The organism is Rathayibacter sp. KR2-224 (assembly GCF_049446075.1).
Lineage (GTDB): Bacteria > Actinomycetota > Actinomycetes > Actinomycetales > Microbacteriaceae > Humibacter.
Genome location: NZ_JBMSEB010000003.1, coordinates 409,585 through 429,245 on the forward strand (window position 1 = coordinate 409,585; position 19,661 = coordinate 429,245).

Here is a 19,661-nt window from a genome sequence, read left to right on the forward strand (position 1 = left end):
CAGCCCATGAATGCTTCGCGGGTGCTGGTGCTCTGCGTGCGTTTGCTCGAAGTCTCTGTGTCGGATGTCCTGCGTTCGATGTTCCTGGCCGTACCGCTGCCGTTTGGCTGTGGATTGACCCTCGAGCCGTCCACGGTAGCGCGTCACGCCCTTTCGTCGAGTCATCCCGCCGAACCAGCCACTCGAGCCGGCTCGCGGGCTGAGCTGCGGGCCGACCTTGCGGAACGAGCCTTCGGAGCCGGGCCCGGAGGACGCGCTGCCAATCGGTACAACTGCTGCCGCAAGACCGGCCACCGCTTGCTCGCCTCGTTCCGGTCCGAGACTCGTTGCGACCCGAGAGCACGGTCGCCCGCTGTCGCTCCCGGCCACGCCTCGCCGTGAAGACGAGCCACGCCGCTCGTCAGGCACACCATACACACGTTCTCCGTTCGACTGCCCAATCTTCCGCGGCCGAGGGATTCCTCGCCCCGCCGCTTCGGATCCGGGTCAACACCCCCTACTAGAGCGCATCCCGCCACTTCTAGAGGAGGGTTGACCCCAGGGAGGGGCGGAGGACAATGGCGATATGGGTACTTCACTGAGCGGTGCCTACACCGCGAAACTGACCGACGGACCGCTTGAAGGCAAGACCATCACAACGGGCTTCCTCGAGTCCGGGGAGCCGCAGCCCCGCCTCGAGATCACCGCGGGAAACGGTGAGAAGCGCTACGTGTACACGCGCTCAGGAGGCGTGGAGTATGCCTCGGAATCCGGAGACTCGGAGCGCCCCACCGCCGTCGACTACCGCTACCTCGAAGCGGTCTTCGGCTAGCCGCTCGCCTGCCTCCGGCCTGCATGCAGAGTTGTGCCTGTCACCCGGCTGGCGCAGGCGGCGGTCCGGCCCTTGCCCACACTGCAATCGGGACTCCAGCCACCGAGTCCTCTGCGCTCACCAGAACCACCAGACCGTTCACCTGGCATGACCCCAACCGAGCGCCGTTGAGCCTGGCAGCCTGGGCTGCGCGCTCACAGGGAGCACCGGGTACCAGCCCGCTTGCCGCATCGGCAGCGGCGAGCGCCGCGGCGTCGGCCGCCGCCGACACCTGTTGCTTGCTCGCGAGCAACGCACACGCGCCCACTGCGGCAGCCCCGGCCATCAAGAGTGCGGCGAGGAGCCCCACGATGACCAAGCTCGCCGAACCGCGCTGGCCGAAGCACGGCCCACGTGAAGCGGGCGACACACCGGGCAGGATCGGCTGATCGAGTTCGCCCGGCTCCCCAGGCGCATAGATCCGCCATCCCGTGCGGATGCCCCATCCCCCACCTGCGTTCATCGCGCCTCCATCAGTCGCTGCTTCTGTGACAGGTCAGGACGTCGCATCCTGCTCGGCCGCTTGGTCGCCGAGCGCGCAACCTCGGCCTTGAACGGTCAAGCCCGTCACCGCTGCCGGTCCCGCAGCCCGCTGTTCCAAGGTGACGCAGACGAAGTCGTCGCTTCTGCCAACGGACACCGACGCCGATCCCACGGCAGTCGACATCCGGGAACGCGCCGGGCCGTCGCCATCGCCCCGAGCCAGGGAACGAGCACCGTCGGCCGCCGCATCCGTGAGCCTTGCCTGCTGCACGACCACCTCGATTGCACCCAGCCCGAAAGCGAGCACGAGCAGCACCGCGGGAACGACTGCGGCGAATTCCGCCGTGACGCTGCCGCGCTCCCGATCGCGTGCCTCCGCTACGGCTGGCCTTCGCATGTCAGTTGGCGACGGTCAGGGCACGACGTACGAGGTCGGTGAGGATGCCGCGCACCTCATCGCCACGCAGGATGAGCACGAGCAGCCCCGCGAACCCGACAGCCGCCATCGTCGCTACCGCATATTCGGCTGTCGCCGACCCGCTCTCGTCCGCCAGGGCTCGGGCTACGAGTCGAACCCGAGAACCGAGGAGTATTCGTCGTGGCTGCTGCAGTGAGGTTCGCGCCGGGCTGTGGTTAGTCGCGTCCTTCGACCCCGTGCCGCTCGGGCCCGCCTGGACGGGGCGTGCCTTGGGATTCACGAAGTGCTGCATCATGTGCTCCTTTTGCTCTTGGTGGGCCATCACTTCGAGCATCGTCGGCATCCGAGGACCACGTTTCCGAGAACGTCGATCGGTGTGCACTGTTCAGATTCCGTGGAGTGTGGACGACAGGATCGACATCACGAGCGGAGCGACCGAAAGCAGCATGAAGGCAGGAAGCACGCAGACCGCGAGAGGCGCCATGAGTCGCACGCCGAGCGCAGCGGATGCCGCCTGCGCCGAGCTGCGCGCGTCCCGGCGCGTCTGCTCGGCCTCGGCGCGCAGCAGCTCGACCGTACCGACACCGGCTCGTTGCGCGAGCGTGAGGACCGAGGCGACCGCCTCGGGGTCGGGTGGCGCGAGGTCGAAGCGCGCACAGGCATCCGTTACGCGTGTCAGGGCAGCGGAAGCAGCGCCACCACCGGACATCGCGACGGCGACGAGTTCGGTCGCGAGTCCGGGCATCCGGTCGCGCGGTGTGGCGCGTCGCAGCAGCGCGCGGTTCCAGGCGCGCGCAGCGAGGAGCAGAGCGCAGCCGGCGGCGAGGCATCCGATACCTGCCGGCGTCCCGAAGAGAACGTGCATGGTGTCGAACCCGAGGCCCGCCCCGAACAGGATGCCGACGACGGGCAGCGCGAGCACCGTGCGCGCCGTCGCCCGCGGGCCCGCGAGCGCGCTCTCCCGGTCGCGTTGCGTCTGGCCGAGATCGCGCAGCGCAGACGCCAGATCGCGCAGGGATTCCGCGAGCGGCGCCCCCGACTCCGTTGCGACCCGAAGCGCAACGGCGAGGCCTCGCCAGGCGTCGCGTACCTCTGATCTGCGGCCGCCGGAACTGCGCCGACGGAACCGCGCGGGCATGGATGCCGTGGCCACGGCGTCCGCAGCAGAGGCGATGGCTCGCGGCACGTCGCCTCCTCGACGGGCGGTCTGCGCGGCCGCAGCGATCACCGCTTCGGTCGGGCCGCGAGGTTCCGCCGTCCGCACGTCCACGTCGTCGGAGTCGTTGCGGTCGTCACCAGAGGGCCCGGCGAGGTAGTCCCACGCAGCACCAGGCGGTACGCCAGCGGTGAGGAGCACGGCCAGGCGCTGGGCAACGTCGGCCACGTCCTCAACCGGAGGACGACGCAATCGCCGGGCGGACGCGGAGGAACGAATGCCGGTGCTCATGGGCCTGCCTCACGCACGACAAGGCGACCTGCGGCATCCAGCACGAACCGACCGCAGTGCGCCACCCGCCGCAGGCCACCGACGCGCTCCAGGTGCACGACGAGGTCGAACGCGCTCACCGCTTGCCGTGCGACTGCCGAGGCATCCATTTCAGCGAGCGCGCCAAGAGCCTCGAGCCGAGCCGGTACGTCGTCGATGGAGTTGGCGTGCAGTGTGCCTGCCCCGCCGTCGTGTCCGGTGTTGAGCGCTGACATGAGATCGCGCACCTCAGCGCCCCGGCACTCACCGACGACCAAGCGGTCGGGGCGCATACGGAGGGCCTCGCGCACGAGGCGGTCCAACCCGATGGCTCCCGCGCCCTCCAGATTGGCCTGCCGCGCCTCGAGGGCGACGACATGAGGATGCTGCACCTGCAGCTCCGCCACGTCCTCGATGCACACGATGCGCTCGGAGTGCGGGGCCTGGGCCAAGAGCGCTGATAAGAGGGTTGTCTTGCCGCTTCCGGCCGCCCCCGTCACGAGGAGGTTCGCCCGATCACGTACCGCGCCTTCGAGCGTGTCGCCGTGCGTTCCGAGCATGCCGGCGGCCTGCAGGTCGGCAAGTGTGAACCGGTTCTGCCGAGGCACTCGAATCGAGACCAGGGTTCCGCCCGTCGAGACCGGCGGCAGAACGACGTGCACGCGGATCCCTGCGGCAAGCCGCACATCCACACAAGGGTTCGCCTCGTCGACGTGCCGGCCGCCGAGCGCGACGAGCCGCACGGCGAGAGCGCGCAGCGACCGCTCGTCACACCGCCACGTCGGATCGAGCACGGCGCCCCGACCGCTGTCCACCCAGAGTCCCCCGGCTCCGTTGACGAAGACGTCGGTGACACCGGCCGTCGCAACGAAGGGTGCGAGCGATCCGAATGCCGCCCAGTCCGGCTGTTCGAGGTCGCCGTTGTCTGTGTCGTAGTCGTGTACCGGGTCGGCCGCAGGAGGTCCGTCCCCTACCGTTGGCCGGTCCGCTGGCAGGCTGTGCGTCGGGATCGGCACCCACGCGCCGCCTGCTCCCTCCGTGGTCTCCCGAGACACCGCATCCGCAGACACAGCGTCGGCTGCTCCACGCCGTCGCCGACTCGGCTGCCCAAACCACGGCAGCGGATCCGCGGGAGGATCACCATCTGACGCCCTGCCCGCGGCTGAGGCGCCGTTGCTTTCAAGATCGGCCGAAGCCCTCGCATCGGCAACCGAACGCGGACCGCGAACGCGACCCACGGCATCCTCTGGCTGTTCGCGCGCTGCCGCCGGGCCGCGAACTCGCGGCGCAGGCGGGTGCGGAACGAACGGGACGGCTGACGATCGAGAGCCGGATGCGACGGGCATGTGGCGACGCTACGAGCGTGGCCCTACGGGGTGGGCATCCGGCGGGCTTTCAGTGCGGAACCCTGCCCGGCGAAGGCTGGGGACGACAAGACGGCGAGGCTCTTCTCGGACCAAACCGGCGTCGCGTGACACGTCTTGTTAAAGCAAGGGGCGGCACCTATTGGGGGGAACAGGTGCCGCCTCAGCGACGAGGGATTGGGGGGAATCGCACTCGCCGCACGCCAGAATTATCATTCGGCCGATCGATAGTGTACGCCATAGTTCTTGCCGCGCAAGGAGTACTTTTCACGCCTGAGCGGGGCAACCGGTATCGTCGTCTGCGTTGCGCCGGCCGCCCCTGACAGACCTCGCGAAGGAGCGAAAATCCCATGTCTTCAGACACGATCGACAACCTGCTGCACGAGTCGCGCCGTTTCACGCCCGACCCGGACTTCGCGGCGAACGCGATCGCGAAATCGGAGCTCTACGAGCAAGCAGCCGCTGATCGGCTGGGGTTCTGGGCGGACCAGTCGCGCGAACTGCTGCATTGGCACAAGCCGTTCACCCGAACGCTCGACTGGTCGAATCCGCCCTTCGCGAAGTGGTTCGACGACGGTGAGTTGAACGTCGCATACAACTGCCTCGACCGTCACGTTCTGGCGGGCAACGGCGACCGCGTCGCCTTCTACTGGGAGGGCGAGCCAGGCGACACTCGCACCGTCACGTACGCCGAGCTGACGGCCGACGTGAAGCGCGCGGCGAACCTGCTGACGACGCTTGGCGTTCGCGAGGGCGACCGCGTGGCGATCTACCTTCCGATGATCCCGGAGGCGATCGTGGCCATGCTGGCCGTCGCCCGGGTCGGCGCCGTGCACTCCGTGGTGTTCGGCGGGTTCAGCGCAGAGAGCCTGCGTCAGCGCATCGACGACGCCAACGCGAAGGTGGTCATCACGGCGGACGGCGGATACCGAAAGGGATCGGTCTTCCCGTTGAAGAACGCGGTGGATGCCGCGCTCGCCGACGGCGGAACGAACGTCGAGAAGGTGCTCGTGGTGCGCCGCGGCGGCAACGACGTCGACTGGGTAGAAGGACGCGACCTGTGGTGGCACGAGGAGATGCCGCATGTCGACGCCGACCACCAGGCCAAGTCGTTCACGGCGGAGCATCCGCTCTACATCCTCTACACGAGCGGCACGACCGGTAAGCCGAAGGGCATCGTCCACACGTCTGGTGGCTACCTGACGCAGGCTGCGTACACACACAAGAACGTGTTCGACCTGCACCCGGAGACCGACGTCTACTGGTGCACGGCCGACGTCGGCTGGGTCACCGGCCACACCTACGTCGTCTACGGGCCCATGGCCAACGGAGCCACCCAGGTGCTCTACGAGGGCACCCCGGAGTTTCCGAAACCCGGACGCTGGTGGCAGCTCATCGAGAAGTACAAGGTGAGCCTCTTCTACACGGCGCCGACGGCCATCCGTTCGTTCATGAAGCAGGGACGCCAGATCCCGCAGCAGTACGACCTGTCGTCACTGCGCGTGCTCGGATCGGTGGGCGAGCCGATCAACCCCGAGGCCTGGATCTGGTACCGCGAGGTCATCGGCGGCGACCGCACACCCGTGGTCGACACCTGGTGGCAGACCGAGACGGGAAGCATCATGATCTCCCCGCTCCCCGGCGTCACCGTCGCGAAGCCGGGCAGCGCGCAGGTGCCGCTTCCCGGCATTTCCGTTGACGTCGTCTCGGATGCCGGTGAGTCCGTCGGAGCGGATCAGGGCGGCCTGCTCGTGATCACCGAGCCCTGGCCGTCGATGCTCCGCGGCATCTGGGGCGACCCCGAGCGCTACAAGGAGACGTACTGGGCGAAGTTCGGCGACGTGTACTTCGCGGGTGACGGCGCCCGACGCGACAAGGACGGCGACATCTGGCTGATGGGCCGCGTGGACGACGTGATGAACGTCTCGGGTCACCGGTTGTCGACGGCTGAGATCGAGTCGGCGCTGGTGTCGCATCCCTTCGTCGCGGAGTCGGCTGTTGTCGGGGCATCCGACGAGACGACCGGACAGGCGGTGGTGGCGTTCGTCATCATCAAGGGCAACCAGCGCGAGGCTGCGGCCGACACGGATGTCAATGCCGAGTTGCGCTCGCACGTCGCCCAGCAGATCGGTGCGATCGCCCGTCCGCGAGACGTCTACATCGTCGAGGAACTTCCCAAGACCCGGAGCGGAAAGATCATGCGCCGCCTCTTGCGCGATGTGGCGGAGGGACGGCCCGTCGGGGACACCACCACCCTCGCCGACACGACGGTGATGTCCATCATCACCGACAAGCTCACAGGCGGAACCGCTCCCTCGGAGGACTGAGGGGCCCGGCCGCGCATCCCACACCGTGCCGATTGCGCCACTTTGCCGTTATTGCGCCACTCTTCCTGGCGCAATAACCACAGAGTGGCGCAATCAGCGCGGGACGGCTCCCCCGCGCTTACTCGAAGGCGACGACGAGTTCGATCTCGACGGGGGCATCCAGGGGCAGCACGGCGACGCCGACTGCCGAGCGCGCGTGCCTGCCGGCATCGCCGAACACCTCGCCCAAGAGCAGCGATGCACCATTGACGACAGCGGGCTGACCGGTGAACGAGGGATCGGATGCCACGAATCCCGTGACCTTGACTACGCGCGTCACGCGGTCCAGAGACCCGATCACAGACTTCACGGCAGCGAGCGCGTTGAGCGTCGCCGTTCGGGCGAGGTCCTGTGCGTCGTCCGCGGGCACGAGTCCGTGCCCGTCGCCCACCTTGCCGGTGAGGGGAAGCGCGCCGGAGACCATCGGCAGCTGTCCCGCCGTGTACACGAGCGAGCCGTTGACCAGCGCAGGCACGTACGCCGCGACCGGCGGCACCACATCGGGAAGCTCGATGCCGAGCTCGGTCAGCCTTGCCTCGTATTCGCCCATCAGTCGTCCTCGACCGGGCGCTTGAGGTAGGCGACCAGGCCGCCTTCCGGACCGGTGACGACCTGCACGAGTTCCCAGCCCTCCGATCCCCAGTTGTTCAGGATGGCTGCCGTGTTGTGCACGATCAGCGGCGTGGTGATGTACTCCCAGCGACGCATCTGTTCCTCTTTCTCTATGCCACCCGCGGCACGGCATCGCGGATTCGCGGCTGCACTTCTTCGGCTCGCTCTCATGGCGGCGCATCCCAGGCAACCCCATACGGATGCCCCGCGCAACTGCGCGTGCGAATGCCGGCCGCGACAGCGCCGCGCACCCGGCCCAGGCACGCCGACGGCACCTCCTGACGGGCGGTTTGCCAGGTTGTGCCGATAGCCTGTGCCTCATGTCTGCCCAAAAACCCACGGCTAGAGGTGCGCTCGGCGCCCTCGGCGCGTTCATTGGAATGAGCGTCGTCGCCGGCCTTCTTGTGACAGCAGCGGTGACCCCGGCGATCGCCGTCACGGGCGTGGCGGCCAGCGACGGCATCGGAGCCTTCGACGGCCTTCCCGAGTACCTCGAGATCGGCGCGCTCCCCCAGGTTTCCACCATCTACGCGAACCAGGGCGGACAGCCCGTGCCGATCGCGACCTTCTACCAGCAGAACCGTGTCGAGGTCGGCTGGGATGACATCGCCCAGGTGATGAAGGACGCCGCGGTCGCGACCGAAGACCCGCGCTTCTATCAGCACGGCGGGATCGACGTAGAGGGCACGGCGCGAGCGATGGTGCTCACCGGCCTGCTGCACAAGTCCACCTCGGGTGGCTCGTCGATCACTCAGCAGTACGTGAAGAACGTCAAGGTTCAGAAGTGCGAGGCGTACAACAAGATCGTTACGGGCGCGACGCCCGAGGAGACGAAGAAGCGCCAGGCCGCGCAGGACAAGAAATACCGTGACTGCTACAACCAGGCCACCGAGACCACCATCTCCCGGAAGATCGAGGAGATGAAGCAGGCGATCGGTCTGGAGAAGAAGTACTCCAAGAACGACATCCTCAAGGGCTACCTGAACATCGCCGGATTCGGCGGTTCGGTCTACGGCGTGGAGTCGGCAGCGCGGTACTACTTCGGCGCGACGGCCAAGACGCTCACCCTGCCGCAGGCCGCGACGCTCGTGGCCATCGTGAACAACCCGGCCAACCTCCGCATCGATCAGGACAAGGCGACGAACCCGGCCAACAACGCCGACAACGGCTTCCAGCGCACGCTGGATCGCCGGAACTATGTGCTGCGCAGCATGCTGAAGGCTCACAAGATCACGCAGCAGCAGTACGACGACGCGGTCAAGACCAAGATCGAGCCCAAGATAACCCCGCAGCCCAACGGATGCGAGACTGCCGCGCAGTACAACGCGGCGTACTACTGCGACTGGGTGCAACACCTGATCACAGAAGACACGGGTCTTGCCAAAACGGCTGACGAGCGCGACGCACTGCTGCGCGCAGGCGGGCTGAAGATCTACACGCCGCTGAACCTGGACATCCAGGGCGTTGCCCAGCAGTCCCTGAGTTCGATCGTGCCTTCGTCGAAGCCGGGCGTGACGCTGGGTGGAACGAACCTCTCGGTCGAGGTCGGCACGGGCCGGGTGATCTCGATGGTGCAGAACACCAACTACACGGCGACGGATTCCACGGACCCGAACTTCTCGGGCATCAACTACAACACCGACTTCGACCAGGGTGGCTCGGGTGGCTTCCAGACCGGCTCGACCTACAAGCTGTTCACCCTTCTGGAGTGGCTGAAAGAAGGCCACTCCATCAACGACTACGTGACGGCTCCCAACGGGCCGGTTGCGATTCCGGCCAACCGCTGGCACTCCAGCTGTGACGCCGCGCCTGTGGCCACCTGGCCCAGCGTTGGCAACGACAGCGCCGGCGAAGGCGGCACGATGAGTGTCGCCAGCGCCACCGCGGCGTCGGTCAACACGGCCTTCGCCGTGATGGGCACGAAGCTCGACCTGTGCGGCATCCGTCAGACCGCTGTCGACCTGGGTATCCACACGGCGAGCCCCACCGTGTGGGACGCCGGCCAGAACAAGGAAGTGCCGAACCCGCTTCAGGGCAGCCCTGCGACCATCCTCGGCACGAACGAGCTCTCCCCGCTCACGCTGGTGACCGCGTACGCGGGCGTCGCCAACGGCGGCAAGTGGTGCACTCCGGTTGGGATCGACAAGATCCTCGGCCCGGACGGCAAGCCTCTGCCGGTGACCCCGACCACGTGCACCCAGGGCGTCGACCCGAACATCGCGGCCGGAGCCATCAAGGCACTGCAAGGCGTGATCAGTGGAGGCACCGGAACGATCGCCAACCCGCACGACGGCGTTCCCATCTTCGGTAAGACGGGAACCACCGACCACGCGGCGCAGAACTGGTTCGTCTCCTCGACCACGAAGGTCGCCACCGTTTCCTGGGTCGGCCAGACCGTGGGCAACACGGTCAACTTCGGAAACCTTTCTCTCGGCGGCCATGGCGGTCGAGACGCGAAGCTCTACGTGGCCAAGCCCGTGATCGCTGCGCTGAACAAGATCTACGGCGGCGACGCGTTCCCTCAGCCCAAGGGTGGGGTGCTGCAGGCCAAGCAGGTGACGGTGCCCGACCTGACCGGCAAGTCACCGACGGATGCCCAGTCCACGCTGGAGAACCTCGGCTTCACCTACCAGGACGGCGGCCAGCAGGACTCGGCACAGCCGGCCGGCACGGTGTCGAGCACGAACCCGCCGGCAGGGTCCGCTGCGGGGATCGGCGCAGTGGTGACCGTGTACACCTCGAAGGGCAACCTCGCGGCGGTACCGGACGTCAGCGGCAAATCGGTCAATGACGCAAAAAAGGCGCTCGGTGATGCGGGATTCAATGTAGATGCAGGCCAGTCGGATCAGACTGCCACGGTCGCCTCGACTAACCCGCCCGCTGGCACACAAGCCCCGATTGGCACGGTCGTGAAGCTGAACGTGCAGGGCAACAAGGGCGGCGGGTGAGCCGGGTGACTCGCCACCGCGGTGGGAGCACCGTCGGAACGCTCGGGCTCGCGCTGGGCGTGGCATCCGTCGGCGCTCTGTTGTGGGGCACTCTCGTCGAGCGGCGCTGGTATGCGCTGCGGCAGGTGAGCGCGCCCGTGCTCCCTCCGGGGTCGAAGCCGATTCGCGTGCTGCACCTGAGTGATCTGCACATGGCACCCTGGCAGCGTGACAAGCAGGAGTGGATCCGATCACTCGCTGCGTTCGCGCCCGACCTCATCGTCGACACGGGCGACAATCTGGGTCACGAGCGCGGCTTCGAGGGCGTGGAGTACGCGCTCGAGCCGTTCCGAGGCATCCCCGGGGTCTTCGTGAACGGGTCGAACGACTACTACGGCCCCATTCCGAAGAACCCCATGCGGTACTTCAGCGGTCCGTCGACGCTGCACGTCAAACCGTCCAATCTCGACACGGACGAGCTCACGGGCTTCTTCACGCGTGAGCTCGGCTGGCTCGACCTCAACAACCACGCTGGCGCCTTGACGCTGAACGGCACGAGGCTCGAACTCTTCGGCGTGGACGACCCGCACCGCAACTTCGACCGTCTCGACCGGGTGACGGGCGAGCTCGACGAGCTGAGGGCATCCGAGGTGACGGATGCCACGTGGCCGAAAGACGCGGAAGCGCGCGGTGCAAGCGCGCCAACGGTCCCGATCGGAGTCGCGCACGCGCCGTACAGGCGCATCCTGGATTCGTTCGTCACGAACGGTGCGAGCATGATCTTCGCCGGGCACACGCACGGCGGCCAGGTGTGCGTTCCGGGCGTTGGAGCGTTGGTCACCAACTGCGACCTCCCTCGCCGCCAGGCGAAGGGGCTCAGCACCTGGACGCACGCCCTGCGCGTCGCGTACCTCAACGTGTCAGCGGGCCTCGGTACGTCCATCTATTCACCCGTCCGATTCGCCTGCCGTCCAGAGGCGACGCTGCTCACGCTCGTGCCGCGCGACGCGCAGTTCGACGGGACGAACATCCGCTGACGTCGGACCCTCCCTGGCCGTCTTCCAGCGGTCGACCGCACGTGGCTCTCGGCAGTTCTTGCGCCTTCTCTGAGAGGCGACATAGGCGGCGCTGACCGAGAGGTCAGAGTGCCCGCATACGGTTCTCGGGTGAAGACGACTGGCACATTCTGGAAAGCGGTGGCCGCCTTCGTGGGGATGAGCGCGGTGGCGGGTGTGCTCGTCGCTGCAGCCATGGCGCCGGCGGCGACGGTGACCTCGCTTGCGGTCAGCGACGCGGCAGGCACGTTCGACGGACTGCCCGACTACCTCTCTCTGCAGCCGCTGGACCAGACGACCACGTTCTACGCCACCAAGGGTGGCCAGCAGGTGCCCATCGCGACGTTCTACGCGCAGAACCGCCAGGACGTCTCGTGGAGCCAGATCTCGCAGACGGTCAAGGACGCCGCGGTCGACACCGAAGACCCCCGCTTCTACACCGAGGGCGGCATCGACGTGCTCGGCACCGTCCGCGGAGCCCTCGCGACCACGACCGGCGGCGACGTGCAGGGCGGATCGTCGATCACGCAGCAGTACGTGAAGAACATCCTGGTGCAGCGCTGCGACCAGAACGACCAGGTCGACCCCACCGCGTCCGCCGCCGTTCAGAAGAAGCAGCAGACGAAGTTCGAGCAGTGCTACCAGGATGCCGCCGGCGTCTCCGTGGCGCGCAAACTGCAGGAGATCCGCTACGCGATCGGGCTCGACAAGCGGTACAGCAAGAAGGAGATCCTGCAGTCCTACCTCAACATCGTCGGGTTCGGTGGGCAGGTCTACGGCGTGCAGGCGGCCGCCAAGTACTACTTCGGCGTGGATGCGAAAGACCTCACGCTCCCCCAGTCCGCGACCCTGGTCGCCATGCTGAACAACCCCGCGAACCTGCGGATCGATCAGGACGCGTCCGCAAACCCGTCGAATAACGCGACGAACAAGTTCAAGCTGACGCTAGCGCGGCGCAATTACGTGCTGCAACGGATGCTCGTGCACAAGTCGATCACGCAGGCTCAGTACAAGCAGGCGGTCGCCAGCCCGATCACGCCGAAGATCACCCCTGTGTCTTCGGGATGCCAGTCGGCAGTCGCGTACGACGCCGGCTTCTTCTGCAGCTACGTCGAGCACGTCATGCTGCAGGATCCCGCGTTCGGCAAGACAGCGGATGCCCGCGAGCTCAAGTTGCAGCGCGGCGGCATGAATGTGTACACGACGTTGAACCTCGACCTCCAGGCAACAGCGCAGAAGGCGCTCAGCACCTATGTGCCCGCAACCGATCCTCAGGTGGACATCGGCGGTGCCAACGACTCGGTCGAAGTCGGCACCGGGCGAATCGTGACCATGGTGCAGAACAAGACCTACGACGACACCGGCAGCGGCGCAGCCGGCAGCACCGCGATCAACTACAACACCGACTACGCATACGGCGGATCGAACGGCTTCCAGACCGGTTCCTCGTTCAAGGCATTCGACCTCGCGGCGTGGTTCGAGGCGGGGCACACCGCATACGAGACGGTCAATGCGCACTACTCCGGGTATCCGTTCCCGTTCAGCTCCTTCAACGCATCCTGCGAGGGCGGGCAGCTGAGCGGAGGCTCGTACCCGGTGAGCAACGACACGTCGTCCGAGGGCGGCAGCATGAGCGTGCTGTCGGCGACCGAATCTTCGGTGAACACGGCCTTCATGCAGATGGCCACCCAGCTCGACCTCTGCAACATCGCCAATGTTGCAAAGGCGCTCGGCGTGCATTCGGCCAACCCGGCGCCGGTGAGCGAGGGCGGCAACCCGTTCCAGATTGTGCCCTCGATGGTGATCGGAACCAACTACATCGCGCCGTTGACCATGGCGACGGCATACGCCGCGATCGCCAACAACGGCATCTACTGCAGCAACGTCGCCATCGACAAGATCGTGACGAACAGCGGCGCGAACGTGGCAGTGCCGAAGTCCACCTGTAAGCAGGCCATTCCATCGACCGTGGCCGCCGCGCTCGCCTGGACCCTCGAACACGTCATCACGGCTGGAACCGCGACTTCGGCCAACCCACACGATGGAACCCCGATCCTGGCGAAGACCGGCACGACCGACAGCTATCAGCAGAACTGGCTCGTGACGTCGAGTTCGAAGGTGGCCAACGCCACCTGGGTCGGTCAGATCTCCGGCACCCACGACCTGCGCGACTACGACTACAACGGCACAGAACTCGCGTACGCGAAGTTCTACGCCGACCGCACGATTCTCGCGGCATTGGATGCTTCCTACGGCGGATCCGAGTTCACCACGCCACCCAGCTCGCTGCTGTACGGCACTTCCAAGAGCACGACCCAGAACGGTGGGTCAGCTGGCAACGGCAGCTCGTCGGGCGGCTCGCAGAGCCCAGGCACGGGTACTACGGGCGGCACCGGAAACGGCACGGGATCCGGGAACGGAACGGGATCCGGGAACGGCACCGGCTCGGGGAACGGCAGTGGTTCGGGGAACGGCACCGGCTCGGGAACCGGATCCGGCACGGGCGGCGGGACCAGCGGGGGCGGCAGTACCGGCGGCGGCAGCGGTGGAGGGGCGACCAACCCACCCTCCACCGGCGGCTAGCGCCAAGTTTGGGCACGACATCCCGGATGTCAACCCTGACGAAGCGGCCTTGCCGCGCGTAGCCTCGAAAGGGTGACATCTTCGCGTCTTCAGGCCCTTGGGGCTCTCGTCGGATTCGTCGCGATGAGCGCCGTCGCCGGTGTCCTCGTGGTGAGCGCGGTCACGCCTGCCGTGGCCGTGACATCCCTGGCGGTCAGCGACGGCACGAGCATGTTCGACGGCCTGCCCGACTATCTCGCGCCGCAACCGCTGGATCAGACCACCACGTTCTACGCGACCAAGGGCGGGCAGCCGGTGCCCATCGCCACCTTCTACGCCCAGAACCGTGAAGATGTGCCGTGGGAGGGCATCTCCCAGTCGATCAAGGATGCCGCGGTCGCGACGGAGGACCCCCGCTTCTACAGCGAGGGCGGCATTGACGTGTTCGGTACCGTGCGCGGGGCGCTGTCGACCGCGACCGGAAAGGATGTGCAGGGCGGCTCGTCGATCACGCAGCAGTACGTGAAGAACATCCTGGTGCAGCGCTGCGAGCAGCAAGACGCGGTCGACCCTGATGCCGACCCGGCAGTGCAGAAGAAGCAGCAGGCGAAGTTCGAGTCCTGCTACATCGATGCGACCGGTGTCACGGTGCAGCGCAAGATCCAGGAGATCCGTTACGCCATCGGCATCGACAAGAGGTACAGCAAAGACCAGATCCTGCTCAGCTACCTCAACATCGTCGGTTTCGGCGGCCGGGTCTACGGCGTACAGGCCGCGGCCCAGTACTACTTCGGCACCGACGCGAAGAGCCTCACCCTCCCCCAAGCCGCGACGTTGATCGCGATTCTGAACAACCCGAACTATCTGCGCATCGACGACCAGTCCTCATCGTCCGACAACGTGGCGGCCAAGGGTTTCCCCGCTACGAAGGAGCGGCGCGACTACGTGCTGCAGCGGATGCTCGTCAACCACAAGATCACGAAGGATGAATACACGCAGGCGGTCGCCACCAAGATCGAGGCGCACATCACGCCCAAGGACTCCGGATGCTCCAGCGCGGTTCAATTCGACGCCGGCTTCTTCTGCGACTACGTGCGGCGCATCATGCTGACGGATCCGACGTTCGGCAAGACCGCCGAGCAACGCCAGGCGCAGTTCCAGCAGGGCGGACTCAAGGTGTACACGACCCTGAACCTGGACCTCCAGAACACCGCCCAGGCCGCGCTGAGCAACTACATCCCGCCGACCTACGGCAACCTCGACCTCGGTGGAGCGAACGTCTCGATGGAAGTCGGGACCGGTCATGTCGTGACGATGGTGGAGAACAAGCAGTTCGACGACAGCAGCAACGCACCGCCTGGCACAACGTCGGTCAACTACACGACCGACTTCGACTACGGCGGCTCGAGCGGGTTCCAGACCGGCTCGTCGTTCAAGGCCTTCGACCTGGTCGCGTGGCTCGAGGCTGGACACTCCCTGTACGAGTCGGTGAACGCAAACGTGCACTCGTTCCCCGAGTCGCAGTTCGCGACCTGCGGTGATGGGTTCGGCAACGTGATCTGGAATGTCGCGAACGACGAGTCGTCGGAAGGCGGCACCATGTCGGTGTTGCAGGCGACGGAGGCGTCGGTGAACACGGCATTCGCGATGATGGCAACAAAGCTCAACCTCTGCGATATCTCGAACGCTGCCCAGGCTCTCGGCGTGCACTCCGCCAACCCCGCGCCGCCTACCCAAGGCGGCAACCCCTGGGTCGTCAACCCGCCCATGGTGATCGGCACGAACTACATTTCGCCGATGACGATGGCGCAGGCATACGCGGGCATCGCCAACGGAGGACGCATGTGCACGCCCGTGGCGATCGAGAAGGCGCTGGATGCCAACGGCAAAGACATCGCCGTGCCCAAGACGACCTGCACGCAGGCAATCCCCCAGAACATCGCTGCAACCGCCACGTGGGCGCTCCAGCACGTGCTCACGGCGGGGACCGCGACGGGCGCCAACCCGAATGACGGGGTGCCCATCATGGGCAAGACGGGAACAACCGACTATGCCCACGAGAACTGGCTGGTGACATCCACTCCGAAGGTCGCCCAGGCGACGTGGATCGGCCTCATCTCTGGCGCGACCGACATGCACTACGTGTACTTCAAGGGCGTCCAGGGCAACAACGTGAAATTCTCCGTGGTCAAGCAGATCCAGACCGCGCTCGACAGCGTCTACGGCGGCGGTGCTTTCCCGGCCCCCGACAACAAGCTGATCTACGGCAGCACCCCGACGAAGCCGAAGACCACCCCGTCGCCGGGCACCGGCGGTAACACCGGTGGTAACGGTGGCAACCCCGGGAACGGTCCCAACCCGCCTAGCCCAGGCAAGGGCCCCGGGAACGGCAACGGCTAGTGCGTCCGAGGTTCTTCTTCCGGCGCAGGAACGAGCGATCGACTGGCCGGATGCGTCGCCAGCACCGGCTGCTCTCGGTAAGTCGGCGCCTCACCAGCGTGTATTCTTATTGAGGCCTTCCGAGGCCATCGGGGTGTGGCGCAGCTTGGTAGCGCGCTTCGTTCGGGACGAAGAGGCCGCAGGTTCAAATCCTGTCACCCCGACGTTGTATGTGAAGGGGGCCCAGCCGAAAGGCTGGGCCCCCTTTGCATGCAACTCGCACGTGTCGGGCGGGGTCCACGTGCCGAGGGGCCCCGGACGCGGCCCGCCGCGTTCGGGGGAGGCATGGGGCGCACCCCGACGCAATATGTGAAGAGGGCCCAGCCGAAAGGCTGGGCCCTCTTCACATATTGCGTGCTGCGCCGGCCGACCGTACTCCGTTAGCGAGCTACGTCCACGAGCTCCCTGTCAACTAAGGTGCGGGGTCAATCTGCGAAGAGTTCCGCGACGATCTCGAGGGAGCGCACGCGGGCATCCAGCTCGGCTGCGCCCGACGCGACCATCAGCTCGTCTGCGCCGGTCGACGCGAGCAGTGAGGCGAGCCGGTCGCGCACGACATCCGGTGTGCCGTGGGCCTGGCGAGCGTTGCGCTGAGCGATGAAGTCGAGCTCGAGTTGGCTGAACTGGTATGCAGACGCCTCCTCGACCGACACCGGCTCGGGCTTCTGCCCACGACGCATCTGCAGGAACGAGAGAGCTCCGGGGAGCGATTGCCTGCGCACCTCTTCCGGGTCGTCGTTGGCGAGCACTGTCACTGCGATCATGGCGTGCGGCTTTTGCAGGGTCTCGCTGGGCTGGAACTTCTCGCGATATAGGCTCAGCGCCTCTTCGGTGTGTTCTCCCGCGAAGTGATGCGCAAACGCGAACGGCAGGCCGAGCGCGGCCGCCACCTGCGCGCTGTATCCGCTCGAGCCGAGCAGCCAGATCTCGGGCTGGTCACCGAGGCCGGGAACCGCGTGGATGCCCGCAAGAGGGTCGTTCGGCCCGAACCCTCCGGTGAAGAAGCCGATCAGGTCGATGAGTTGCTGCGGGAAGTCTTCGGCACCCAAGGCATCCGGGCTCCGTCGCAGAGCGGCCGCCGTGACCTGGTCGGTACCGGGTGCGCGACCGATGCCGAGGTCGATGCGGTCGCCGTACAGGGCGCGAAGCGTGCCGAACTGCTCCGCCACGACGAGCGGCGCGTGATTGGGCAGCATAACTCCCCCGCTCCCCACGCGAATGCGCTCGGTGCGAGCGGCGACACCGGCGATCAACACGGCGGGTGCGCTGGAGGCGACCGCGGGCATCCCGTGATGTTCAGCGACCCAGAATCGCTCATAGCCGAGCGACTCTGCGGCCTGCGCGAGGCGGATGCTCCCCGCCACGGCATCCGCATTGCTCGCGCCGGCCTCTCGGCTGGCCAGATCGAGCACGTTGAGGGGTACCTTGCGCAATTCAGTCACCCTCAGTTCAACCGTCGGGGCGCGCGAGGATTCCCGCGGGCGCCCCGCGCCTCGCAAATCTGGGCTCCGTTACTCGGCGCTGATGGCGGCCACCGCGGTGATCTCGATGAGGGCGCCGGGCACGCCGAGGCCCGCGACGCGGGCGGCGGTGACCAGAGGCGGGGCACCGTCGCGCGAGAGTTTCGCGGCGATCGCTCCGTACGCCGCGTTCAGATCAGCTCCCTGGTCGAAGAGGATGGTCCACTGAATCACGTCGCTCAGCGTGGCGCCGGCAGCATTCAAAGCGATGACCGCGTTGTCCAGTGCGCGCACGGACTGCGCGGCGACGTCGACCGATACCACCCTTCCCGTCTCGTCGACGCCGTTCTGGCCCCCGACGTAGACCGTCGTCGCGTGTGGCGGCACCACCGCAACGTGGCTGAAGGCGGGCGATTTCACGAGGCCGTCTGGTTGAAGCAATGTGATCGACATGCCGCAATCATGGCGTCGGCCACCGACAGTGGACGGCATCGGTCAGCGAGCGGCGAGCAGGGTCCGTGCAAGCCTGCCGACCGCCGCCGCGATCCGACCGCCGGCATGGTGGTAGGCGGCGGGCCCGAGCCCGTAAGGATCGAGAATGTCCTCCGACCCGTTCGATCGCGCGCCGGCCGACTGGGTGAAGCCCACAAGAGTGAAGATGCGATGCGAGCGGGCACGCTCCATTTCAGCGACGTCACGGCGGACGTCCTCGGTCATCGTCAGCACGAGGTCCGCACGGTCCAGCAGCGGCGGCGCCAACCGTCGGGCACGATGCTGTCTCGCGCAGCCGGTTGATCGAAGCACGTACTGCCTCGCGAGCGCTGTCATCGGGTCGCCCGCGATGGCATCCGTTCCCGCGCTACCGATGGCGAAGTCGTCGACGCCTCTGAGCCGATGCTGAAGCAGTTGCGCCGCCATCGGCGAACGACACGTGTTGCCCCGGCAGACGAAGAGGATGCGCACCGGATGGCGTCAGGTGAAGTCGGGGTCGGGTTCGCTCGCGTAAGCGACGGCCGAGCCGGTCAAGGGCCAGCGACGACGGCCGTTGTTGAGCACTCCGCCGCTCTCCTGCAGATAGCACGCGCCGCATAGCGATTGGTAGACGACGTCATCGCCGTCTTCGATCGCCACCTGGTCCCCGTCGAAGACGAAGACGCCGTTGATGGTGCGCGCGTTGAAGATGGCCTTGCGCCCACATCGGCAGATCGTCTTGAGTTCCTCGAGGCTGTGCGCCACTTCGAGCAGCCGACGACTGCCAGGGAACGCGACGGTCTGGAAGTCGGTGCGGATGCCATATGCCAGCACCGGAATATCCTCCAGAATCGCGATCCGCAGCAGGTCGTCCACCTGCGTCTCCGTCAGGAACTGGGCTTCGTCGACGAGCAGACAGCTCACATCGCGTCCGTAGCGCGAGACCGTGCGCTCGCGCAGCATCTGGAACCGGTGGTAGAGATCCGCCTCCGCGTCGATCGTGAAGTCGGCGTCACGCGCGACACCCAGCCGGGAGACGATGCTCGCGTCGCCCTTCGTGTCGATCGCGGGCTTCGCGAGCAGCACGCGGTGCCCGCGCTCCTCGTAGTTGTATGCAGCCTGCAGAAGCGCGGTGCTCTTGCCGCTGTTCATCGCCCCGAACCGGAAGTACAGTTTCGCCACCCCGTTA

17 protein-coding genes and 1 tRNA gene are annotated in these 19,661 nt (G+C 66.7%); 7 read left to right on the forward strand and 11 right to left on the reverse strand.

The genetic code is table 11. The annotated features are described in order from the left end of the window. Window positions 1–565 precede the first annotated feature (565 nt). The gene (locus ACO2Q7_RS16805; protein ID WP_423356858.1) at window positions 566–811 is read left to right on the forward strand and encodes a hypothetical protein; all 246 of its coding nucleotides are present in this window, start codon (window positions 566–568) and stop codon (window positions 809–811) included. Between the two features lie 40 nt (window positions 812–851). On the opposite strand, the gene ACO2Q7_RS16810 is transcribed toward ACO2Q7_RS16805, so the two are convergent. The 5 genes from ACO2Q7_RS16810 to ACO2Q7_RS16830 all read right to left on the reverse strand — a co-directional run bounded on the left by ACO2Q7_RS16810 (window position 852) and on the right by ACO2Q7_RS16830 (window position 4,271). Beyond that, window positions 852–1,313, reverse strand: coding sequence for an Rv3654c family TadE-like protein (locus tag ACO2Q7_RS16810; RefSeq protein ID WP_423356859.1), 462 nt, complete (start codon window positions 1,311–1,313; stop codon window positions 852–854). Window positions 1,314–1,346: 33 nt separating this feature from the next. Then, on the reverse strand, window positions 1,347–1,730 hold the full coding sequence (locus tag ACO2Q7_RS16815) for a TadE family type IV pilus minor pilin (RefSeq protein WP_423356860.1): 384 nt from the start codon (window positions 1,728–1,730) through the stop codon (window positions 1,347–1,349). A 1-nt stretch (window position 1,731) separates the two neighbouring features. Beyond that, window positions 1,732–1,926: a DUF4244 domain-containing protein gene (locus tag ACO2Q7_RS16820; protein WP_423356928.1), complete on the reverse strand. Its 195-nt coding sequence runs from the start codon at window positions 1,924–1,926 to the stop codon at window positions 1,732–1,734. Between the two features lie 210 nt (window positions 1,927–2,136). Next, window positions 2,137–3,135 carry a type II secretion system F family protein gene (locus ACO2Q7_RS16825; protein ID WP_423356861.1) on the reverse strand — a complete coding sequence of 333 codons (999 nt, stop codon included), beginning with the start codon at window positions 3,133–3,135 and terminating at the stop codon, window positions 2,137–2,139. Window positions 3,136–3,194: 59 nt separating this feature from the next. Then, entirely contained in the window at window positions 3,195–4,271 is a 1,077-nt protein-coding gene (locus ACO2Q7_RS16830) for a TadA family conjugal transfer-associated ATPase (RefSeq protein ID WP_423356862.1), read from the reverse strand. Window positions 4,272–4,930: 659 nt separating this feature from the next. On the opposite strand from ACO2Q7_RS16830, the gene acs reads away from it, so the two are divergent. Continuing rightward, on the forward strand, window positions 4,931–6,907 hold the full coding sequence (acs, locus tag ACO2Q7_RS16835) for an acetate--CoA ligase (protein WP_423356863.1): 1,977 nt from the start codon (window positions 4,931–4,933) through the stop codon (window positions 6,905–6,907). Between the two features lie 118 nt (window positions 6,908–7,025). On the opposite strand, the gene ACO2Q7_RS16840 is transcribed toward acs, so the two are convergent. Beyond that, window positions 7,026–7,496 carry a RidA family protein gene (locus ACO2Q7_RS16840; RefSeq protein ID WP_423356864.1) on the reverse strand — a complete coding sequence of 157 codons (471 nt, stop codon included), beginning with the start codon at window positions 7,494–7,496 and terminating at the stop codon, window positions 7,026–7,028. After that, window positions 7,496–7,654: a hypothetical protein gene (locus ACO2Q7_RS16845; protein WP_423356865.1), complete on the reverse strand. Its 159-nt coding sequence runs from the start codon at window positions 7,652–7,654 to the stop codon at window positions 7,496–7,498. The genes ACO2Q7_RS16840 and ACO2Q7_RS16845 overlap by 1 nt, the downstream gene beginning before the upstream one ends. A 224-nt stretch (window positions 7,655–7,878) precedes the next feature. Here ACO2Q7_RS16845 and ACO2Q7_RS16850 point away from each other — a divergent pair, with 224 nt between their 5' ends. From ACO2Q7_RS16850 to ACO2Q7_RS16870, 5 genes are all read left to right on the forward strand, one after another. After that, window positions 7,879–10,506: a transglycosylase domain-containing protein gene (locus tag ACO2Q7_RS16850; protein ID WP_423356866.1), complete on the forward strand. Its 2,628-nt coding sequence runs from the start codon at window positions 7,879–7,881 to the stop codon at window positions 10,504–10,506. 5 nt (window positions 10,507–10,511) lie between these two features. Next, a complete protein-coding gene (locus ACO2Q7_RS16855) occupies window positions 10,512–11,522 on the forward strand; it encodes a metallophosphoesterase (protein ID WP_423356929.1) in 1,011 nt (336 codons plus the stop codon). A 129-nt stretch (window positions 11,523–11,651) separates the two neighbouring features. Beyond that, window positions 11,652–14,123: a transglycosylase domain-containing protein gene (locus ACO2Q7_RS16860; protein ID WP_423356867.1), complete on the forward strand. Its 2,472-nt coding sequence runs from the start codon at window positions 11,652–11,654 to the stop codon at window positions 14,121–14,123. A 72-nt stretch (window positions 14,124–14,195) separates the two neighbouring features. Beyond that, complete coding sequence (locus tag ACO2Q7_RS16865) at window positions 14,196–16,502, forward strand: transglycosylase domain-containing protein (protein WP_423356868.1); 2,307 nt, start codon at window positions 14,196–14,198, stop codon at window positions 16,500–16,502. A 129-nt stretch (window positions 16,503–16,631) separates the two neighbouring features. Then, window positions 16,632–16,705: transfer RNA gene (locus ACO2Q7_RS16870), tRNA-Pro, on the forward strand. Between the two features lie 261 nt (window positions 16,706–16,966). On the opposite strand, the gene ACO2Q7_RS16875 is transcribed toward ACO2Q7_RS16870, so the two are convergent. From ACO2Q7_RS16875 to ACO2Q7_RS16890, 4 genes are all read right to left on the reverse strand, one after another. After that, window positions 16,967–17,983: an LLM class flavin-dependent oxidoreductase gene (locus ACO2Q7_RS16875; RefSeq protein ID WP_423356869.1), complete on the reverse strand. Its 1,017-nt coding sequence runs from the start codon at window positions 17,981–17,983 to the stop codon at window positions 16,967–16,969. Between the two features lie 69 nt (window positions 17,984–18,052). Further along, entirely contained in the window at window positions 18,053–18,454 is a 402-nt protein-coding gene (locus ACO2Q7_RS16880) for a RidA family protein (protein WP_423356870.1), read from the reverse strand. A 42-nt stretch (window positions 18,455–18,496) separates the two neighbouring features. Next, window positions 18,497–18,964, reverse strand: coding sequence for a hypothetical protein (locus tag ACO2Q7_RS16885; RefSeq protein WP_423356871.1), 468 nt, complete (start codon window positions 18,962–18,964; stop codon window positions 18,497–18,499). Between the two features lie 9 nt (window positions 18,965–18,973). Beyond that, window positions 18,974–19,654 carry a thymidine kinase gene (locus ACO2Q7_RS16890; RefSeq protein ID WP_423356872.1) on the reverse strand — a complete coding sequence of 227 codons (681 nt, stop codon included), beginning with the start codon at window positions 19,652–19,654 and terminating at the stop codon, window positions 18,974–18,976. Window positions 19,655–19,661 lie beyond the last annotated feature (7 nt).